The organism is Streptococcus suis (assembly GCF_002964575.1).
Classification (GTDB): domain Bacteria; phylum Bacillota; class Bacilli; order Lactobacillales; family Streptococcaceae; genus Streptococcus; species Streptococcus suis_R.
This window is the reverse complement of the sequence record NZ_POQQ01000051.1, coordinates 1-644: the sequence shown is the minus strand read 5'-3', so window position 1 is coordinate 644 and position 644 is coordinate 1. Positions and strand designations below refer to the sequence as shown.

Here is a 644-nt window from a genome sequence, read left to right as displayed (position 1 = left end):
GTCAAAAAATCTAAGACCCTGGACTTGCAACGTGAGTTCATTGTAGGCATTGGAAATAAACAAGATTGGGATAGATTGAAACCAGGAGGGAAGAAGATTGTGGGGAAACTTTTGGCTGCCTACATCGAGGAGTTTCAGAATAGGCACCCTCACTTGTATATCTATAACGCTGCTGTTCACTTGGACGAGAAAGGACATCCTCATGCCCACTTCAATATCGTTCCTCTGGCAACTGGCTACAAGAACGGACTATCAATACAACCCAGCTTTAAGAAAGCCTTGCAAAACGAGGGGTACAGGGAGCAGGGACGACACCAATTAAAAGCATTCAAGGACGGAGAGATTAAAGTCCTGGAGGGAATGCTTAAACAATTAGGTGTAGAACGCAAACTAGTAGGCACAAATGACATCAAGGATATGCACGAATACAAGGCTATGATTCAAGAGGTCAACCGAGAGAAAGAACGTCTATTATCTCAAATTGATGTAGAACGCTCTCAGAAGCTCTTAGAGAGTCGAAAACTTCAGGAACGATTAAATACCCTCCAAAACAAACAAAATGTCTTAGAGAGTAAAATAAAGGCTTTAGATAACGAAATATTGACTAAGGAGGAATATAGTCATAAACTGGAGATGGAAGCTCT

The 644-nt window shown here is 41.5% G+C and carries 1 protein-coding gene; it reads left to right on the top strand.

What is annotated here, in order from left to right; genetic code table 11:
• Nucleotides 1-644: plasmid recombination protein (locus C1E58_RS07285; RefSeq protein ID WP_105209900.1), on the top strand; the 644-nt coding region annotated here is incomplete at both ends.